Here is a 15,631-nt window from a genome sequence, read left to right as displayed (position 1 = left end):
TGGGTGCGCGTCTCCGAGCTCGCGAAGATGGCGGGCGACGCAGTTCGCGACGGCGACACCGTGATCCACCCGTCCTCCCAGGAGCCGCGCTGGTTCGACTGGGTCGACAACATGCACGACTGGACCATCTCGCGCCAGCTGTGGTGGGGCCACCGCATCCCGATTTGGTACGGCCCCGAAGGGGAGATCGTCTGTGTCGGCCCCGACGAGGAGGCCCCGGAGGGCTACGAGCAGGACCCGGACGTCCTCGACACGTGGTTCTCCTCGGGACTGTGGCCGTTCTCGACGATGGGTTGGCCGGAGTCGACCACGGACCTCGAGAAGTACTACCCGACGTCCGTGCTGGTCACCGGCTACGACATCCTCTTCTTCTGGGTCGCCAGGATGATGATGTTCGGCACTTTCGCGGGGCAGAAGCTCTCGGGCGCAGAACGGCTCCCGGGCACCGTCCCGTTCCGCGACGTGTTCCTCCACGGGCTCGTCCGCGACGAGCACGGGCAGAAGATGAGTAAGTCCAAGGGCAACGGCATCGACCCGCTCGACTGGGTCGAGCGCTTCGGTGCCGACGCCCTCCGGTTCACCCTCGCCCGCGGCGCTGCCCCCGGCGGCGACCTCTCCGTCGGCGAAGACCACGCGCAGGCCTCGCGGAACTTCGCCACTAAGCTGTTCAACGCCACGAAGTTCGCGCTGATGAACGGCGCGCGGGTCGGCGAGCTCCCGGATACGGCGGGGCTCTCCGACGCCGACCGCTGGATCCTCCAGCGGCTCGGCGAGGTGCGCACCGCGGCGGACTCCTCGCTCGACGCCTACGAGTTCTCCAAGGCCTGCGAGGCGCTCTACCACTTCACGTGGGACGAGCTCTGCGACTGGTACCTCGAGCTCGCCAAGGTCCAATTCGCCGGGGAGGGCGCCGATTCGACGCGCCTCGTGCTCGGCCACGTCCTCGACGCGGTGCTCCGACTCCTCCATCCGTTCATGCCGTTCGTCACCGAAGCGCTGTGGAAGGCGCTCACCGGCGGTGAATCGGTGGTCGTCGCCGCATGGCCGGACGCTGAGCCGCTCGCCGACGCCGAAGCCGCGGCGGACTCGGTGCGCCGGGTCGCCGACGCGCAGAAGCTCATCACCGAGATCCGGCGCTTCCGCTCCGATCAGGGGCTCAAGCCGGGGCAGAAGGTCCCCGCACGCTTCGGCGGCGCGGCGGAGGCCGATGCCGAGTCGATGCTCGGCGAGGTCCGCTCTCTCGCCCGGCTCACCGAGGACGACGATTCGTTCTCCTCGACCGCCTCGATCGAGGTGCGCCTGGAGCGCGGCACGGTGGCGGTGGACATCGACACCTCCGATGCCATCGACGTCGAGGCCGAGCGAAAGCGCCTCGAGAAGGACCTGGCCGGCGCGAAGAAGGAGCTCGAGACCACGGGCGCCAAGCTCGGCAACGAGGCGTTCCTGTCGAAGGCCCCCGACCACGTCGTGGAGAAGATCCGCAACAGGCAGGAGCTCGCCCGCACCGAAGTCGAGCGCATCACCGCACGTCTGGAAGGGCTGCCAAGGAAATGAGCACGGACTCACCCCGGCCGGGGCGTAGCGACAGCGACGGTGTCGACCCAGACGACTTCGATCCAGACGGCTTCGACGCAGATGGCTTCGACTGGCAGCAGTCGCGGAGCGGGCACCGCTGGCTCCCGCCGCACGATCCGAACGTCGGGTGGGACGAGCTGAGCGACGCCGACCTCGCCGACATGGTCGACGAGAAGAGCGCCGAGAACGACCTCGTGCCGCTCTCCGGGCCGCTCGAGGACGAGGCAGCCCGCGATGGGCTCTACGCCGACGATCTCGCCGAGGAGGAGGCTCGCCGCGAGTCCGAGCTTTACGCCGAGGGCATCGACCCGGACGAGGAGCGTCTCGGCGTGCCCGCCGGGCAGGCCTCGCCGGAGGCCGCGGCCCTCGGGATCGACACCCGCGACCCGGCGAGCGCCGCCGGCGCCGCCGAGCTCGAGGCCGTCGAGGCGGTGCTCGCGACCCGCTGGCCGGAGTCGCGTATCGAGCCCTCGCTCGACCGGATGGAGCGCCTCCTCGACCTGCTCGGCTCCCCGGAGCGGGCCTACCCCGTGGTCCACATCGCCGGCACCAACGGCAAGACCTCGGTCGCCCGCATGGTCGACTCGCTCCTCCGGGCGCTCCACCAGCGCACCGGGCGGACCACGAGCCCGCACCTCCAGTCGGTGACGGAAAGGGTCGCGGTCGACGGCGAGCCCGTGAGCCCGGGCACCTTCGCCGCGACGTATCGCGAGATCGAGCCCATGGTCGAGATCGTCGACCGCTGGTCCGAGGAGCGCGGCGGGCCGAAGATGAGCTACTTCGAGGTCGTCACCGCGCTCGCGTTCTCGGTGTTCGCCGATGCCCCCGTCGACGTCGCGGTGATCGAGACCGGGATGGGCGGCACCTGGGATGCCACGAACCTCGTGGTGCCCGCGGTGGCCGTCGTCACCCCCATCGGGCTCGACCACACCGACTACCTCGGCGACACCATTGCCGAGATCGCGGGGGAGAAGGCGGGAATCATCGCCGGCCCGGAGTTCGACGCCGGGGATCTGCTCGAGGCGCGCGAGTCCATCGCCGTCCTCGCTCGGCAGGAGCCCGAGGCCGAGGAGGTGCTGCTGCGGCGCGCCCAGGAGGTCGGCGCCGTGGTAGCGCGAGAGGGCCGGGAATTCGACGTCGAGTCGCGCTCGGTCGCCGTCGGCGGGCAGATGGTCACGCTCCGCGGGCTCGGCGGCGAGTATGAGGAGATCTTCCTGCCGCTCTTCGGCGCGCACCAGGCACACAACGCCGCCCTCGCCCTCGCCACCGTCGAGGCGTTCTTCGGCGCCGGGCAGGGCCGAAAGCTCGATATCGAATTGATCCGCGCCGGCTTCGCCGCCGTCGACTCGCCCGGCAGGCTTGAGCGCATCTCGCAGTCGCCGTCGATCTTCATCGACGCCGCGCACAACACGCAGGGTGGCCGCGCGCTCGTGGGTGCGCTCCGCGACGAGTTCGACTTCCAGCGGCTCGTCGCCGTCGTGGGGATGCTCGAAGGCAAGGACGTCCGCGGCTTCCTCCGCGAGCTCGAGCCGCTGGTCTCCGAGATCGTCGTGACACAGACCCAGTCGCCGCGCGCGATCGCCGTGGACGAGCTCGCGCTCGTCGCCGAGGAGATCTTCGGGCCGGACCGCGTGAGCACCGGCGACACCCTGACCGAGGCGATCGACCTCGCGATCGACCTCATCGGCATGGCGAACCCCGGCGAGGACGAGACCACGGGCGGCGAAGGCATCATCGTCACCGGTTCCGTGGTCACGGCGGGCGCCGCCCGCGCAACATTCGGAAAGGACCCGCAGTGAGCCAGGCAGAGCAGAACGTCGGCCCCCGGGGCGCCGGCCACGAGCCGAGCAACGATCCGTGGAAGGGATTCCGCGGGGTGTGCTCGGGCACCCTCGTGCTCGAGGCGATCGTCGTGCTGCTCGTGCTCACCGTGGTCGCGCGCGTCGATGGCGGCGCGCACATGAGCTGGTGGAAGGCCGTCTACATCGTCGCCATCTCGCTGGCGATGATTCTCGCGTGCGGCGTGCAGAAGAAGCCGTGGGCCATCCCGGTCGATCTCGGCCTCGCCGCGCTCGTCGCCATCGGCTTCTTCGTCCACCCGTCGATGTCGATCGTCGGCGTCATCTTCCTGGCGGTCTGGCTCTACCTGCTCTACTTGCGTGGGCAGCTGCGCTCGCGGATTCGCGGCGGCTACCTCGGCAGCCAGCACGACTAGAAGGCGCGAAAGCTAGCGCCGAGCCCGCTCGCGCACCGCGGCGGTGTCCTCGTCGCGCGGGGCGCGTACGCGACCGCCCTCGGCGGCGAACTCCTCGCCGTGCTTCTCGAGGTACCCCGCGACCATCGGGCAGATCGGGACGACGGTGCGCACTCCGTTATCGCCGTCCCCGCCGGCCTCGCGCGTTGCCTCGAGCGCCTCGCGGACGAGGATCGTGCCGAGTCCGCGGCCACCGAACCGTTCGTCGACGACGGTGTGGAAGAAGATCCGGTCCTCCCCTCTATCGATGTAGTAGGTTCTTCCGGCGACCTCGCCGGAGTCATCACCCTCGGCGATCGTGATCGCGAAGGCGCCGCGCGTGGAGTCGTCAGAGACCTCCACACGCACGCCGGTCTTGTCCCGTAGGTCGTTCCGATTCTCGCTGTCGGACATCGTTGTTCCTCCTGTTGTAGGACTCCCGTTGTAGGACTCGTCGGGCTCAGTCGTGATCCGGCCGCGCGTGTGGTGGCGGGTTCTTCCGCGGTTTGAAGTGCGAGAGCGGAAGTTCCGGCGCAGGCAGCCACGATTGTCCCTGCGCGTTCGCCCCCGGGCCACCGTGCCCGACATACCCCTCGACCTCGCCGAAGCGCTCGGTGCGTTCCTGCCACTGCTCGCGGAAGGCGAGGATCTCTTCCCCGGTGCGGCCCACGAAGTTCCACCACATGATGATCTCCTCGGGGAAGGGCTCTCCGCCGAGGACCACGATGCGGGCGGGATCGTCCCCGCGGTTGCGGATGGAGATCCGCTCCGCGCCGATCCCGGTGTAGGCGAGCGCCGCGGCGGGGACGGCGACGTCCTCGATCTCGACATCCCCGGAGTCCACGAGGAACCCGTGCTCAAATTCCGTTCTGACGGCGAGCTCCACGGTCGCCCCGGGGTCGACCCTCAGCTCCGCCCCGAGGATCGGGGTGAACGTGTCGACGGGGCTCTCCGCGCCGGAGAGCTCGCCGAGGAACACGAGGAGTTCGCCGCCGGGGAGCGGGGTAACGGGCGGGACGAAATGCTCGAACGCCCGGGGAGCCTCCTCGCGGGCCGGGTCCGGGAGCGCGAGCCAGAGCTGCACGCCGTGGAGGATCGAGGTATCGGAGGTGGAAGTCTCCGAGTGGCAGATCCCGCCGCCCGACGTCATGAGATTGACCTCTCCCGGGCGGACGGCGCCCCGGTTCCCACCGGAGTCGATATGCGTGATCTCACCGGCGAAGAGCCAACTCACCGTCTGTAGCCCCGTGTGCGGGTGCGGCGCGACGTCCATCCCGCCCGAGGTGGAGACGTCCTCGGGCCCGTAGTGGTCGGCGAAGCACCACGCGCCGATGAGCGAACGTCGGCGCTGGGGGAGTGTGCGGCGTACGAGCATCGCCCGGGGCCCACCGAGCGGGACCTCGCGGGAGCTGAGGATCTCCACCGGGACGCCGCCCGCGGCGCGGACACTCGCCTCACTGTCGTCGTCCGCGTCTCCTCCCGCACGGCACACGATCTCCTCGGGACGGTCCTCGACATTGCTCATTTCGCGCTCCTTCCGAGGGCCCTTCGTCGTGTCCCTACTCCGTTCCGCCGCCATGGTAGGCGCGGTCGGTATCGGACCTCGGGAGACCCGGTTGGCATTTTGTACGATGGCGGACGTGACTTCGCGTACCTTCTTCCTGATCAAGCCCGACGGCGTCCAGCGTGGACTCGTGGGCACCATTGTCGACCGCATCGAGCGCAAGGGCCTGAAGATCGTGGCCATGGATCTCCGCCAGGTGCCCGAGGCGACCGCCGCCGAGCACTACGCCGAGCATTCCGAGCGGCCGTTCTATGGGAGCCTCCTCGAGTTCATCACCTCGGGCCCCGTGGTCGCGGGCGTGCTCGAGGGGCCGCGCGCGATCGAGGCGTGGCGCCAGCTCGCGGGCGGCACCGATCCCGTCGAGAAGGCCGCCCCGGGCTCGATCCGCGGCGATTTCGGTCTCGAGACCCAGTTCAACCTCGTCCACGGCTCGGACTCCGAGGAGTCCGCGGCGCGAGAGATCGCCCTCTGGTTCCCGGAGCTCTAGCCCGGAACCACCAACTCATCGAGCCCTCCCCGGACCCCGGGGTGCGGTTGCCACGGATTCCGGCGGCCCGCGCCCCGGGGTCTTCGTCATATTCGCGACGCCATGCCCGCGCCGTCACATACGCGCCGCCACACCCGGGTCTTCCTCGTCTGCGCCTCAGCGGAGCGGGCATCGATCCTCAGGTATTCGGCATGCGTTTGCCGTTCGCCATGTGCGACAATCGGAACGTTCGCACGTGGCGGACACGAGAAGACTTTCCGCGTGGACGGTGCGCGCGGGGCCCCTCGCTCGAGGGGACCGAGGCGCTGCCCTGCGTGGGATCGCCCCGCGAGGCGGGGCGTACGCAAAAGACAAAGTGTGCCGTGCGGCGGCGCCGGGGGATGCGATTGCGCCCTCGGTAGCGCCCGGCGCGAGAACAAATGCCCGGTTCGGTCGGGCTATAAGGAGAACCGAGTGTCGGAGACGACAATCGCGACTGGCGCGCAGATCGAGGCATTGCCGGAGAAGATGCGCGCATACGTCGCAGCCAAGGCCCTGGGCCTGGCCAGCAAGGAACTCATCGCGGCGCTCGCCGAGCGCGGCATCGAGCTCAAGAGCGCCCAGAGCGGCGTGACCCGCGAGCAGCTCACCGTGCTCGCCGCCGGTCCGGGCGAGGCGGGCACGGAAGCGCCCGCAGCGGAAGAACCCGCCATCGTGACGGCGGAGGTCGAGTCCGCCGAAGCGGCCGCGAAGACCCCCGCGAAGAAGCGGTCGAACCGCCGGAGGACGGCGAAGAAGGCGCCGGAGGCGGCTGAGGTCGACGCGGACACTGCAGCCACCGAGGCCGAAGAAGTCACCGCCGCCACTGCCGAAGACACAGCCGAAAAGACCGCCAAAGGCAACAGCGAGGACACCACCGAGGAACAGGGCTCCTCGTACTCGGGGTTCTCGATCGTCACCGGCGAGGTCGGGGCCGCCGAGGAGCGCGGCCGCGGCGGCCGGGGAGGACGAGGGCGGAAGCGCCCGCAGTCCGTTCCGGGATTCTCGCCGCTGTTCCTCACACCGGGCGAGGAGCGCGCGCAGGACGACAACGGAATCAGCGTCATCACCGTCACCGGCGAGGATTCGCCGGGCCGAGACGATGAGGACGACACCGAGACAGGTGCCGACGCCGGAGAAGGCAACGAGAAGGACGGCGACGGATCGAACCGTCGCCGCCGCCGGGGGCGCCGCGGGCGCGGCCGGGGCCGCGGCGAGGACTCTGCGCGGGGCGAGGAGAGCGGCGCCGACGGCAGCGAGTCGGATGACTCCCACTCCGGCTCCGACGCGAACTCGGATGCCGACGACCAGCACGACAGCGGCCGTGGCAACGGCAACGGCAATGGCAACGGGAACGGTAACGACGAGCAGTCGGACTCCGACGATTCCGAGCAGCGCCCCGAGGGCTCCTCGAGCCGGAGGCGACGCCGCCGGCGGCGCAAGAGCGGCGGCGACTCCGATGGGGACACCTCGCGCAACGAGAACAAGAGCGACGGGAAGAGCGGGGGCCGCGAGCGCAGCTCCGGAGGCACCGGCGACGACGAGATCCAGAGCATCTCGGGCTCGACGCGTCTCGAGGCCAAGCGGCGTCGTCGCCGCCCGGGTGGCGACGGCCGTCGCCGTCACGGCGTCCTCTCCGAGGCCGAGTTCCTCGCCAGGCGCGAGGAGGTCGACCGGGTCATGGTCGTCCGCGAGCGCGAGCGCCACGACGGCAGCGGAACCCTGACCCAGGTCGGCGTCCTCGAGGACAAGGTTCTCGTCGAGCACTTCGTCACCACCGAGGCGCAGCGCTCCATGGTGGGCAACGTCTATCTCGGCCGCGTGCAGAACGTGCTCCCGTCCATGGAGGCCGCGTTCATCGACATCGGCCGCGGCCGAAACGGCGTCCTCTACGCCGGCGAGGTCGACTGGCACGCCGCCGGCCTCGGCGGCAAGGCCCGCCGCATCGAGCAGGCGCTGCACCCCGGCGACCAGGTCCTCGTGCAGGTCACCAAGGACCCCGTGGGGCAGAAGGGCGCGCGCCTGTCCACGCAGATTTCCCTCGCCGGCCGCTTCCTCGTGTTCGTCCCGGGCGGCAGCTCGACCGGGATCTCGCGCAAGCTCCCGGATGTCGAGCGCAAGCGACTCAAGGCGATCCTCAAGTCCGTCGTGCCCGCAGGGAACGGCGTGATCATCCGCACCGCCGCCGAGGGGGTCTCCGAGGAGGACATCCGCCGCGACGTCGAGAGGCTCTCGTCCAAGTGGGAGAACATCTCCTCGGAGGCCGAGCGTCTCCAGAAGGGCAAGGGCGGCAGCGTCAGGACTCTCTACGAGGAGCCCGACCTGCTCGTCAAGGTCGTCCGAGACCTGTTCAACGAGGACTTCTCCAAGCTCGTCGTGCAGGGCGAGAAGTCGTGGAACACCGTCCACGAGTACGTTTCCGAGCTCGCCCCGGAAATGGAGGACCGTCTCGAGCGCTTCGAGAACGACGATCTCGACGTCTTCTCCGTCTATCGGATCGACGAGCAGATCCACAAGGCCCTCGAACGCACCGTGTGGCTGCCGAGCGGCGGCACCATCGTCATCGATCGCACCGAGGCGATGACGGTGGTCGACGTCAACACCGGCAAGTTCACCGGTCGGGGCGGCAACCTCGAGGAGACGGTGACCCGCAACAACCTCGAGGCCGCCGAGGAGATCGTGCGCCAGCTCCGGCTGCGCGATATCGGCGGCATGGTGATCATCGACTTCATCGACATGGTGCTCGAGGCCAACCAGGACCTCGTGGTCCGGCGGCTCACCGAGGCGCTCGGCCGGGACAGGACTCGGCACCAGGTCTCCGAGGTCACCTCACTGGGGCTCGTGCAGCTCACGCGCAAGAAGCTGGGCACCGGCCTGGTCGAGGCATTCTCCGAGTCGTGCACGCATTGCAGTGGGCGCGGGATAATCCTGCGCGAGGACCCGGTGCTCTACTCGGCTACGTCCGACGACGGGGGCAACGGCGGCGGCCACGGTAAGGGCGGCGGCAAGGGCCGCGGCCGTGGCGGCTCCGGCCGCGAAGATTCCCGTGGCGGGCATTCCGAGGGCGAAGGCAAGAACACCGACAAGGCCGAGAAGAAGGACGGGCCGAGCCCGTCCGCCCACCCGATGATCCTCGCCATGTCGAAGGGCGAGGAAGAGAACGAAGGCGGGACCGGCGCCGATACCGGGTCGACCTCCGGCGATGACGGCGGACAGCGCAGCTCCTCCGCCGCCGGCGACAATCGCGCCGAGGGAGGTTCGGCGGATAGCGGGGAGCCCAAGCGCTCCGGACGTCGCCGCTCCCGCCGGTCCTCGAGCCGAGCGTCCGGCGCCGCGGACGCTGCCGTGTCGACCGCGGATGTCGCCGCCGACCTACAGGGTGAGGGCGACAACCCCGCGCACGAGGCCGCCGAGGCGGTGCGCGAGTCTACGGACTCCACGGCGCACGTCGCGGAGGCAGCGGAGGATCTCGCGCCGCAGCCGCGGAAGCGGGCGCGGCGCCGGATCGTCCGTGCCGAGGAGCCCACTGCCGAGGGCGGCGAGAAGGGGACTGAGGCGAAGGTCGGATCGAAGGCGGACGCGAAGACCGAGTCGAAGTCCACGTCTAAGGCAAAGGCAAAGTCGGAGGATAAGGACACGGCAGACGCCATGGCAGGCGCCAAGGCCGGATCCAACGATCCGGTGGCGCCCGAGGTCCACGCGGCGGATCTAGCGGTCGAACACCACGACACCGAGCAGCCCCAGCGCCGGGGCCGCCGCCGAGCGACCCGAAGCGCGGGCGCGGCCGAGGCCACGGCTTCTGCACCGTCGGCATTGTCGGCACCGTCTGATTCTTCGGGAGCGGCTTTGAGCTCCGCTGCCGATGCCGCGCCCGCGGCAGGGAGCGGCCCGGCGGTCCGGGAGACCCACGAGGTCTCGGTGTCGGGTGGCGCGGCAACCGGGAGCGTCACCGAGCTCACGGGATCGGAGACGATCGTGCCGGCCGAGACGGAATCGCTGGCCGTCGTCAACAAGCCGAAGCGCCGCACGCGGCGCACCGCCAGCCGTCCCGCGGGAGAAGCAGGTTAACGGGCTGCGGAGCAGGCCGGACCCGTGCGCCCCGGGAGGGGCGCACGGCCGGTCGGCGCCGGTTTGACCCCGCGATAAGCGGCCGAGTAGCCTTAACAAGTCGCTTCATGCGGCGCGCTGCGCGCTGCCGCCAGGCACACCGCCGACAATCGCGATCCCGCGGGGACAACCCCGGGGCCGCCCATCGCGCGAGTGCCGGGTAGCGGAGGAGAGTTCCCCATCAAGGGCCCGCCTTCGCGCCGAGCATGAGCCAAGCAGTTAGTCATCATCACCGAGAAGCAAGGGGAAGCCCTCCGATGTACGCGATCGTCAAGACCGGCGGCAAGCAGTACAAGGTTGCCGAAGGGGACCTCGTCAAGGTCGAGAAGATCGAGGGCGAGGCCGGAGCCACTGTGTCGCTCCCGGCCGTCCTCGTCGTCGACGGCGCCAAGGTCACCGCTGAGGCCGACGCCCTCGAGAAGATCTCCGTCAATGGCGAGATCGTCGAGCAGACCAAGGGTCCGAAGATCCGGATCCACAAGTTCAAGAACAAGACCGGTTACCACAAGCGCCAGGGTCACCGTCAGAAGCTCACGGTCCTCAAGATCACCTCGATCAAGTAAGGCCGCCACACCTCTAGCCGCCCCGATGGGCGCGCTTTCCACTCAAGGAGAAGCAGTCATGGCACACAAGAAGGGTGCATCCAGCTCGCGTAACGGTCGCGACTCCAACGCCCAGCGCCTGGGCGTCAAGCGCTTCGGCGGCCAGGAAGTCAACGCCGGCGAGATCCTGGTCCGCCAGCGCGGCACGCACTTCCACCCGGGCGTTAACGTCGGTCGCGGTGGCGACGACACGCTGTTCGCCCTCTCCGCCGGCGCCGTCGAGTTCGGCACCAGGCGCGGCCGCAAGACCGTCAACATCGTCGCGGCGGACGTCGAGGCCTAAGGCCTGGGCGGCCACCGGCCGACGTCACCTACCCTTGCAGGGAACGATGCAGGGGCGGTATTCGCAAGGGCGAACTGCGCACTCGGGCGCTGTTCGCCCTTGCGGCATTTCTGCCGCGGCCGCCTGGCCTCGTCGCGGCGCCGGTAGTCACCTGGCAGCCGTACCGTAAGGAACGAGCCGTTCCACAACCATCCCAACACCTGCGCCCGAGAGCCGAAGGAGACCGTGCCGATGTCGCGATTCGTGGATAGGGTCGTCCTGCACCTCGCCTCCGGCGATGGCGGGCGCGGGTGTACGTCTGTGCACCGCGAGAAGTTCAAGCCCCTCGGCGGGCCCGATGGCGGAAACGGTGGCGACGGCGGTTCGGTGGTCCTCGAGGTCGACCCGCAGGTCCACACCCTCCTCGATTTCCACTTCCGCCCGCACGCGAAGGCCGGCCGAGGCGGACAGGGCGAGGGCAGCAACCGCAGCGGCGCCAGGGGAGAGGACCTCGTGCTCGGCGTGCCCGACGGCACGGTGGTCTTCGACGAGGACGGCACCATGCTCGCCGATCTCACCGGCGCCGGTACCCGTTTCGTCGCCGCGAAGGGCGGAAAGGGCGGCCTCGGCAACGCGGCGCTCGTATCCCGCGCGCGTAAGGCGCCCGGCTTCGCGCTCCTCGGCGAGCCCGGCGAGGAAAAGGATCTCGTCCTCGAGCTCAAGTCCGTCGCGGACGTGGGGCTCGTCGGCTACCCCTCCGCGGGCAAGTCCTCGCTCATCTCGGTGCTCAGCGCCGCCAAGCCGAAGATCGCCGACTACCCGTTTACCACCCTCGTGCCCAACCTCGGGGTGGTCACCGCGGGCAACGACACGTTCACCATCGCCGATGTCCCCGGCCTCATCCCCGGGGCGTCCGAGGGTCGCGGCCTCGGCCTCGATTTCCTCCGCCACATCGAGCGCTGCGCGGTGCTCGCGCACGTCGTCGACTGTGCCTCGCTCGAGTCCGACCGCGATCCGATTTCGGACGTCGAGGCCCTCGAGAACGAACTCGCCTCGTACACCTCGGCGATCGCCGAGGACACCGGGTTGGGCGACCTGGCCGCGCGCCCGCGCGTCGTGGTGCTCAACAAGATCGACATCCCCGAGGGGCGCGAGATGGCCGAGATGGTGCGCGAGCACTTCGCCGAACGCGGCTGGCCCGTCTACGAGATCTCCGCGATCGCGCACCTCGGCCTCGACGAGCTGCGCTTCGGCCTCTACAAGATGGTCCGAGAGTTCCGTCAGTCCCAGCCTGCGCCGGAGCCCGCGCGCACAGTCATTCGCCCGAAGGCCCAGGGCGGCCCCGAGTTCCGGATCACCAAGGATCCCGACCACGCGGGCGCGTTCGTCGTGCTCGGCGAGAAGCCCGAGCGCTGGATCAACCAGACCGATTTCGAGAACGACGAGGCCGTCGGCTTCCTCGGCGACCGCCTCGCTCGCCTCGGCGTAGAGGACGCGCTGCTCGCGGCCGGCGCGGTCGAGGGCACCGACGTGACCATCGGCGAGGTGACCTTCGAATGGGAGCCCTCGACGCCCGCCGGTGTCGACCTGCGGCGCACGGGTCGCGGCACCGATGTGCGTCTCGAGGGGAGCGAGCGCGTCGGCGCCGCCGAGCGCAAGTACCAGAAGTACGTCCGCCGCGGGCTCATCGATCCCGACGAGGAGCCCACCGAGTGAGTTCCGCCGGTTCGCGCGACGATTCCCGCGAGGCGGAGCTGCGCGACCGCCTGGCGACGGCGAAGCGCGTCGTCATAAAGATCGGGTCCTCCGCCATTGCCTCCGTGGGCCCGGGTGTGCACCGGGACCGGCTCGAGTTTCTCGCCGATGCGGCAGAAGCGCGCATGACGGCGGGCTCCGACGTCTTTATGGTGTCCTCCGGCGCCGTCGCCGCGGGCATGGCGCCGTTGGGCCTCGAGCGGCGCCCCCGCGACATCGCATCGAAGCAGGCCGTGTCCTCCGTGGGCCAAGCGGAGCTCGCCGGCGCATGGGGAGAGGCTTTCGCGCGCCACGGCCGCACCACCGGCCTCGTGCTGCTCACGGCCACGGACATCGGGCGCCGCGACACCGCGCGCAACGCTCAGCGGACGCTCGACAAGATGCGCACGTTGGGGATCGTGCCGATCATCAACGAGAACGATGCGATCGCGACATACGAGTTCCACTTCGGCGATAACGACCGTCTCGCCGCGCTCGTCTCGCACCTGCTCTCCGCGGATGCGCTCATCCTCCTCTCCGACGTCGACGCGATGTACGACAGGAACCCGGTGGAGCCCGGTGCCCGGCGGATCTCCTTCGTCGGGCGCGACGATCCGCTCGCCGATGTCGAGGCAGGTGACGGCGGCGCGCTCGGCACCGGAGGCATGGCCTCTAAGCTCGCCGCCGCAAAGCTCGCGGCCGATGCCGGCGTGCCCGTGCTGCTCACGAGCGCCGAACTCGCCGGCGCCGCGGTGGCGCCGGGATTCTCGGGCGGGACGGTCTTCGAGCCGAGGCCAGAGCGGATGTCTGCTCGCCGCTTCTGGGTGAGGCACGTTGCGGATGCCACGGGCTCGGTCACGCTCGATGACGGCGCCGTGTCCGCGATCTCCGCGGGGCCGCGGCGCTCGCTCCTCGTAGCCGGAATCTCCGGCGTCGAGCGCGGCTTCTTCAAGGGCGACGTGATCGAACTCCTCGACGCGAGGGGGAAGCGTGTCGGCCGCGGGATCGCGGGCTACGACGCCACCGAGCTTCGGGAACTGCTCGAGCTTCGGCGTGCCGCGACCGAGAAGGACGGCCTCGGGCGGCCGCTGGTCCACGCCGACGACCTCGTGGTGGTCTAAGAGAATCGATGGACAGGTTCCTTCGAATTCTCGGTGGACTCGGCCTCGTTTTCTCCGGAGTCGTGCTCGGCGCGGTTCTCAACTGGCTGTCCGCCATCGTTTTTCCGACGCGGGTGTATGGGTCCGCTATTTTCCTACCCGTCGTCGTCGCAGGTCTCGCCGTTGCGGGGGTCGGGGCTTGGTGCCTGGGCCATCGCCGTGTCGCCCTGGTTACCGCCGGTGTCGTGCTTGCCTTCGCGATGCTAGTCCTCATCGTGTTCGGCATGGCCACGTCGCTTGCCGGCTTGGACGCCTAGCGAAGGGCAGGGAATGCGCCGAACCGTGCACGAGGGCGAGGGCCAGGCTAGCCAATTGAGCGCCTCTACTTTTGTTGTTGATTGGTGCCCTATGGCCGCCCCTCGTGCCCCGCGTAAGAGATCCGTGGTCGAGATCGTTCACGGCAAGAAAGGCAAGAACGGCAAGAACGGCTGGCCGGTGCTAGCTACGCGGAGTCCAGTGGGAAGGCGACTATCGCCGAGTCTCGCGACGCGAGACAGGCCTCTTCTTCCCATGAGCCGGAAACAGCGGCAAAGCCAGTCCGCGATTCCGGATCGACGGCCACCGCGAAGGGCATGCCCAGGCTGCCTGTCTCCCAGGTTCTAGCGATGGAACCATTCCGGTCGAGGAGCACGATCTCGGACGCGAAAGGCATCGCGACGAGCACCTCTCCGATTGGTAGCGCGGCGATGCCGTCCGGCATGCGGGTCCCCGAGAACTCGGCGAAAGGTTCGCGCCTGGACAACGCACCGTTCTGGCCGATCGCGAAGGAGGTGATTCGCGGCGGCGTCGAGCGGGTCTCTGCGACGAGAAGTGTGGTGTCGTCGTCGACAAGGGCCATGCCGTTGGCGAAGTTCAAGCCCTCCGCCGCGACGGTTGCCGTGCCTTTGGCCGAGACGCGTCCGAGCGCCGCCGGGTGCGGGGGAGCGGGTGGCGCGGAGGCGCCGCCATAGTTGCCGACGTAGACCCCGCCGCCCGGAGCTTCGGTCATGTCGTTGACATGCCATTCGGCGATCGCAGAGAGATCGGCGAAAGTCGAGACGCGGCCGTTGTGGTCGATCCTCGCGATGCTGCGCGAGACCTGCTGGGTGACGAGTACGACGCCATCGCCCAGGAGGACGAGTCCCGAGGGGCGATCCGGGGTCCGGATCGAGCGGAGCACCTCGCCGGAACGTGCGTCGATCTGGTGGACCGTGCGGTCGTACATGTCCGAAAACCACACGCTGCCCCCGGAATATCGGACGCCCTCGGCAAAGGGAAGTCCTCGGACGAGTACGTGGAAGCGATCAAGCATTGTTTCCTCCCTTGGCCGTGTCCATGTCCGCGTCCTTGCCCGCGGACCGCGCGAATTCGGCGCCCGCGGTAGAGGACCGCGGAGCCATAAGTGGGGCCTCCTCCGACCGCAGCGCCACGACGAAGTCGGAGGCGTAGGCGATCGTCACCCCGGCCATGGCGAGCCCGACCATGCTGTGGACGAGCGCCGGCCGCGCACCGCCGAGCACCGCGGCGATCCCGGCCACGCCGATAGCCAGGCCGAGCGCCGTCATCCACAAATGGAGCGGAGAAGCGGTCGAGCGGGAGAACCAGAAAACGAGAAAATGGGCGCCGACCACGGCCGCTACTGTCGGCTGGATGAGCTCGGGGTCGACGAGCGCGACGAGGCGAATGGCCACGAGGAGGGCGACGATCTCGGCGACGATGGCGACTAGGGTGACGATCCCGGCCGAACGGTTCCGCGCCTCGCGCTCGGGCTGCGGCCCAACAGCGCGCCGCAACAGGCGCATGCGGCGGAAGAGCGGGAGGAGGCTCTCGAGCGCCGCGACGCCGACCGCGAGCTCGGCGATGCCGAGGACGGTGGCAGAAGGTATCCGGACGAGACCGCCCACGAGGCC

General features: G+C 69.5%; 14 protein-coding genes. 10 read left to right on the top strand and 4 right to left on the bottom strand.

The features are described 5' to 3' along the window. From V7E05_RS02015 to V7E05_RS02005, 3 genes are all read left to right on the top strand, one after another. Window positions 1-1,554 (top strand): class I tRNA ligase family protein (locus V7E05_RS02015; RefSeq protein WP_333618005.1); only part of this gene is annotated, 1,554 nt, incomplete at its 5' end. Window positions 1,555-1,736: 182 nt separating this feature from the next. Continuing rightward, the gene (locus tag V7E05_RS02010) at window positions 1,737-3,374 is read left to right on the top strand and encodes a bifunctional folylpolyglutamate synthase/dihydrofolate synthase (RefSeq protein ID WP_442891571.1); all 1,638 of its coding nucleotides are present in this window, start codon (window positions 1,737-1,739) and stop codon (window positions 3,372-3,374) included. After that, complete coding sequence (locus V7E05_RS02005) at window positions 3,371-3,790, top strand: DUF4233 domain-containing protein (RefSeq protein WP_333618004.1); 420 nt, start codon at window positions 3,371-3,373, stop codon at window positions 3,788-3,790. Before V7E05_RS02010 ends, V7E05_RS02005 begins: the two co-directional genes overlap by 4 nt. A gap of 12 nt (window positions 3,791-3,802) precedes the next feature. Here the strand turns inward: V7E05_RS02005 and V7E05_RS02000 are convergent, their stop codons facing one another. Both V7E05_RS02000 and V7E05_RS01995 read right to left on the bottom strand, forming a co-directional pair. Next, entirely contained in the window at window positions 3,803-4,222 is a 420-nt protein-coding gene (locus V7E05_RS02000; protein ID WP_333618003.1) for a GNAT family N-acetyltransferase, read from the bottom strand. 46 nt (window positions 4,223-4,268) lie between these two features. Beyond that, on the bottom strand, window positions 4,269-5,333 hold the full coding sequence (locus V7E05_RS01995; protein WP_333618002.1) for a pirin family protein: 1,065 nt from the start codon (window positions 5,331-5,333) through the stop codon (window positions 4,269-4,271). A gap of 115 nt (window positions 5,334-5,448) precedes the next feature. Between V7E05_RS01995 and ndk the strand changes: the two genes are divergently transcribed. The 7 genes from ndk (at window position 5,449) to V7E05_RS01960 (ending at window position 13,999) form a co-directional block, all read left to right on the top strand. Then, window positions 5,449-5,859: a nucleoside-diphosphate kinase gene (gene ndk / locus V7E05_RS01990; protein WP_333618001.1), complete on the top strand. Its 411-nt coding sequence runs from the start codon at window positions 5,449-5,451 to the stop codon at window positions 5,857-5,859. Window positions 5,860-6,312: 453 nt separating this feature from the next. Continuing rightward, on the top strand, window positions 6,313-9,945 hold the full coding sequence (locus V7E05_RS01985) for an Rne/Rng family ribonuclease (protein ID WP_333618000.1): 3,633 nt from the start codon (window positions 6,313-6,315) through the stop codon (window positions 9,943-9,945). A 296-nt stretch (window positions 9,946-10,241) separates the two neighbouring features. Further along, complete coding sequence (gene rplU, locus V7E05_RS01980) at window positions 10,242-10,547, top strand: 50S ribosomal protein L21 (protein WP_333617999.1); 306 nt, start codon at window positions 10,242-10,244, stop codon at window positions 10,545-10,547. A gap of 58 nt (window positions 10,548-10,605) precedes the next feature. Then, entirely contained in the window at window positions 10,606-10,869 is a 264-nt protein-coding gene (gene rpmA / locus V7E05_RS01975) for a 50S ribosomal protein L27 (RefSeq protein ID WP_333617998.1), read from the top strand. Between the two features lie 231 nt (window positions 10,870-11,100). After that, window positions 11,101-12,564, top strand: coding sequence for a GTPase ObgE (obgE, locus tag V7E05_RS01970; RefSeq protein ID WP_333617997.1), 1,464 nt, complete (start codon window positions 11,101-11,103; stop codon window positions 12,562-12,564). Continuing rightward, a complete protein-coding gene (gene proB / locus V7E05_RS01965; RefSeq protein WP_333617996.1) occupies window positions 12,561-13,703 on the top strand; it encodes a glutamate 5-kinase in 1,143 nt (380 codons plus the stop codon). Before obgE ends, proB begins: the two co-directional genes overlap by 4 nt. Window positions 13,704-13,711: 8 nt before the next feature. Then, window positions 13,712-13,999: a hypothetical protein gene (locus V7E05_RS01960; RefSeq protein WP_333617995.1), complete on the top strand. Its 288-nt coding sequence runs from the start codon at window positions 13,712-13,714 to the stop codon at window positions 13,997-13,999. Between the two features lie 185 nt (window positions 14,000-14,184). On the opposite strand, the gene V7E05_RS01955 is transcribed toward V7E05_RS01960, so the two are convergent. Both V7E05_RS01955 and V7E05_RS01950 read right to left on the bottom strand, forming a co-directional pair. Beyond that, window positions 14,185-15,033, bottom strand: a complete 849-nt coding sequence (locus V7E05_RS01955) for an SMP-30/gluconolactonase/LRE family protein (protein ID WP_333617994.1) — start codon at window positions 15,031-15,033, stop codon at window positions 14,185-14,187. Next, window positions 15,026-15,625 (bottom strand): hypothetical protein, encoded by a 600-nt coding sequence (locus tag V7E05_RS01950; protein ID WP_333617993.1) that lies wholly within the window; start codon window positions 15,623-15,625, stop codon window positions 15,026-15,028. Before V7E05_RS01950 ends, V7E05_RS01955 begins: the two co-directional genes overlap by 8 nt. Window positions 15,626-15,631: the final 6 nt, after the last annotated feature.

It is taken from the genome of Dietzia sp. (assembly GCF_036741115.1).
Lineage (GTDB): Bacteria > Actinomycetota > Actinomycetes > Mycobacteriales > Mycobacteriaceae > Dietzia.
Note: the sequence above shows the minus strand (reverse complement) of the source record. Positions and strands in the feature narration are given on the sequence as shown.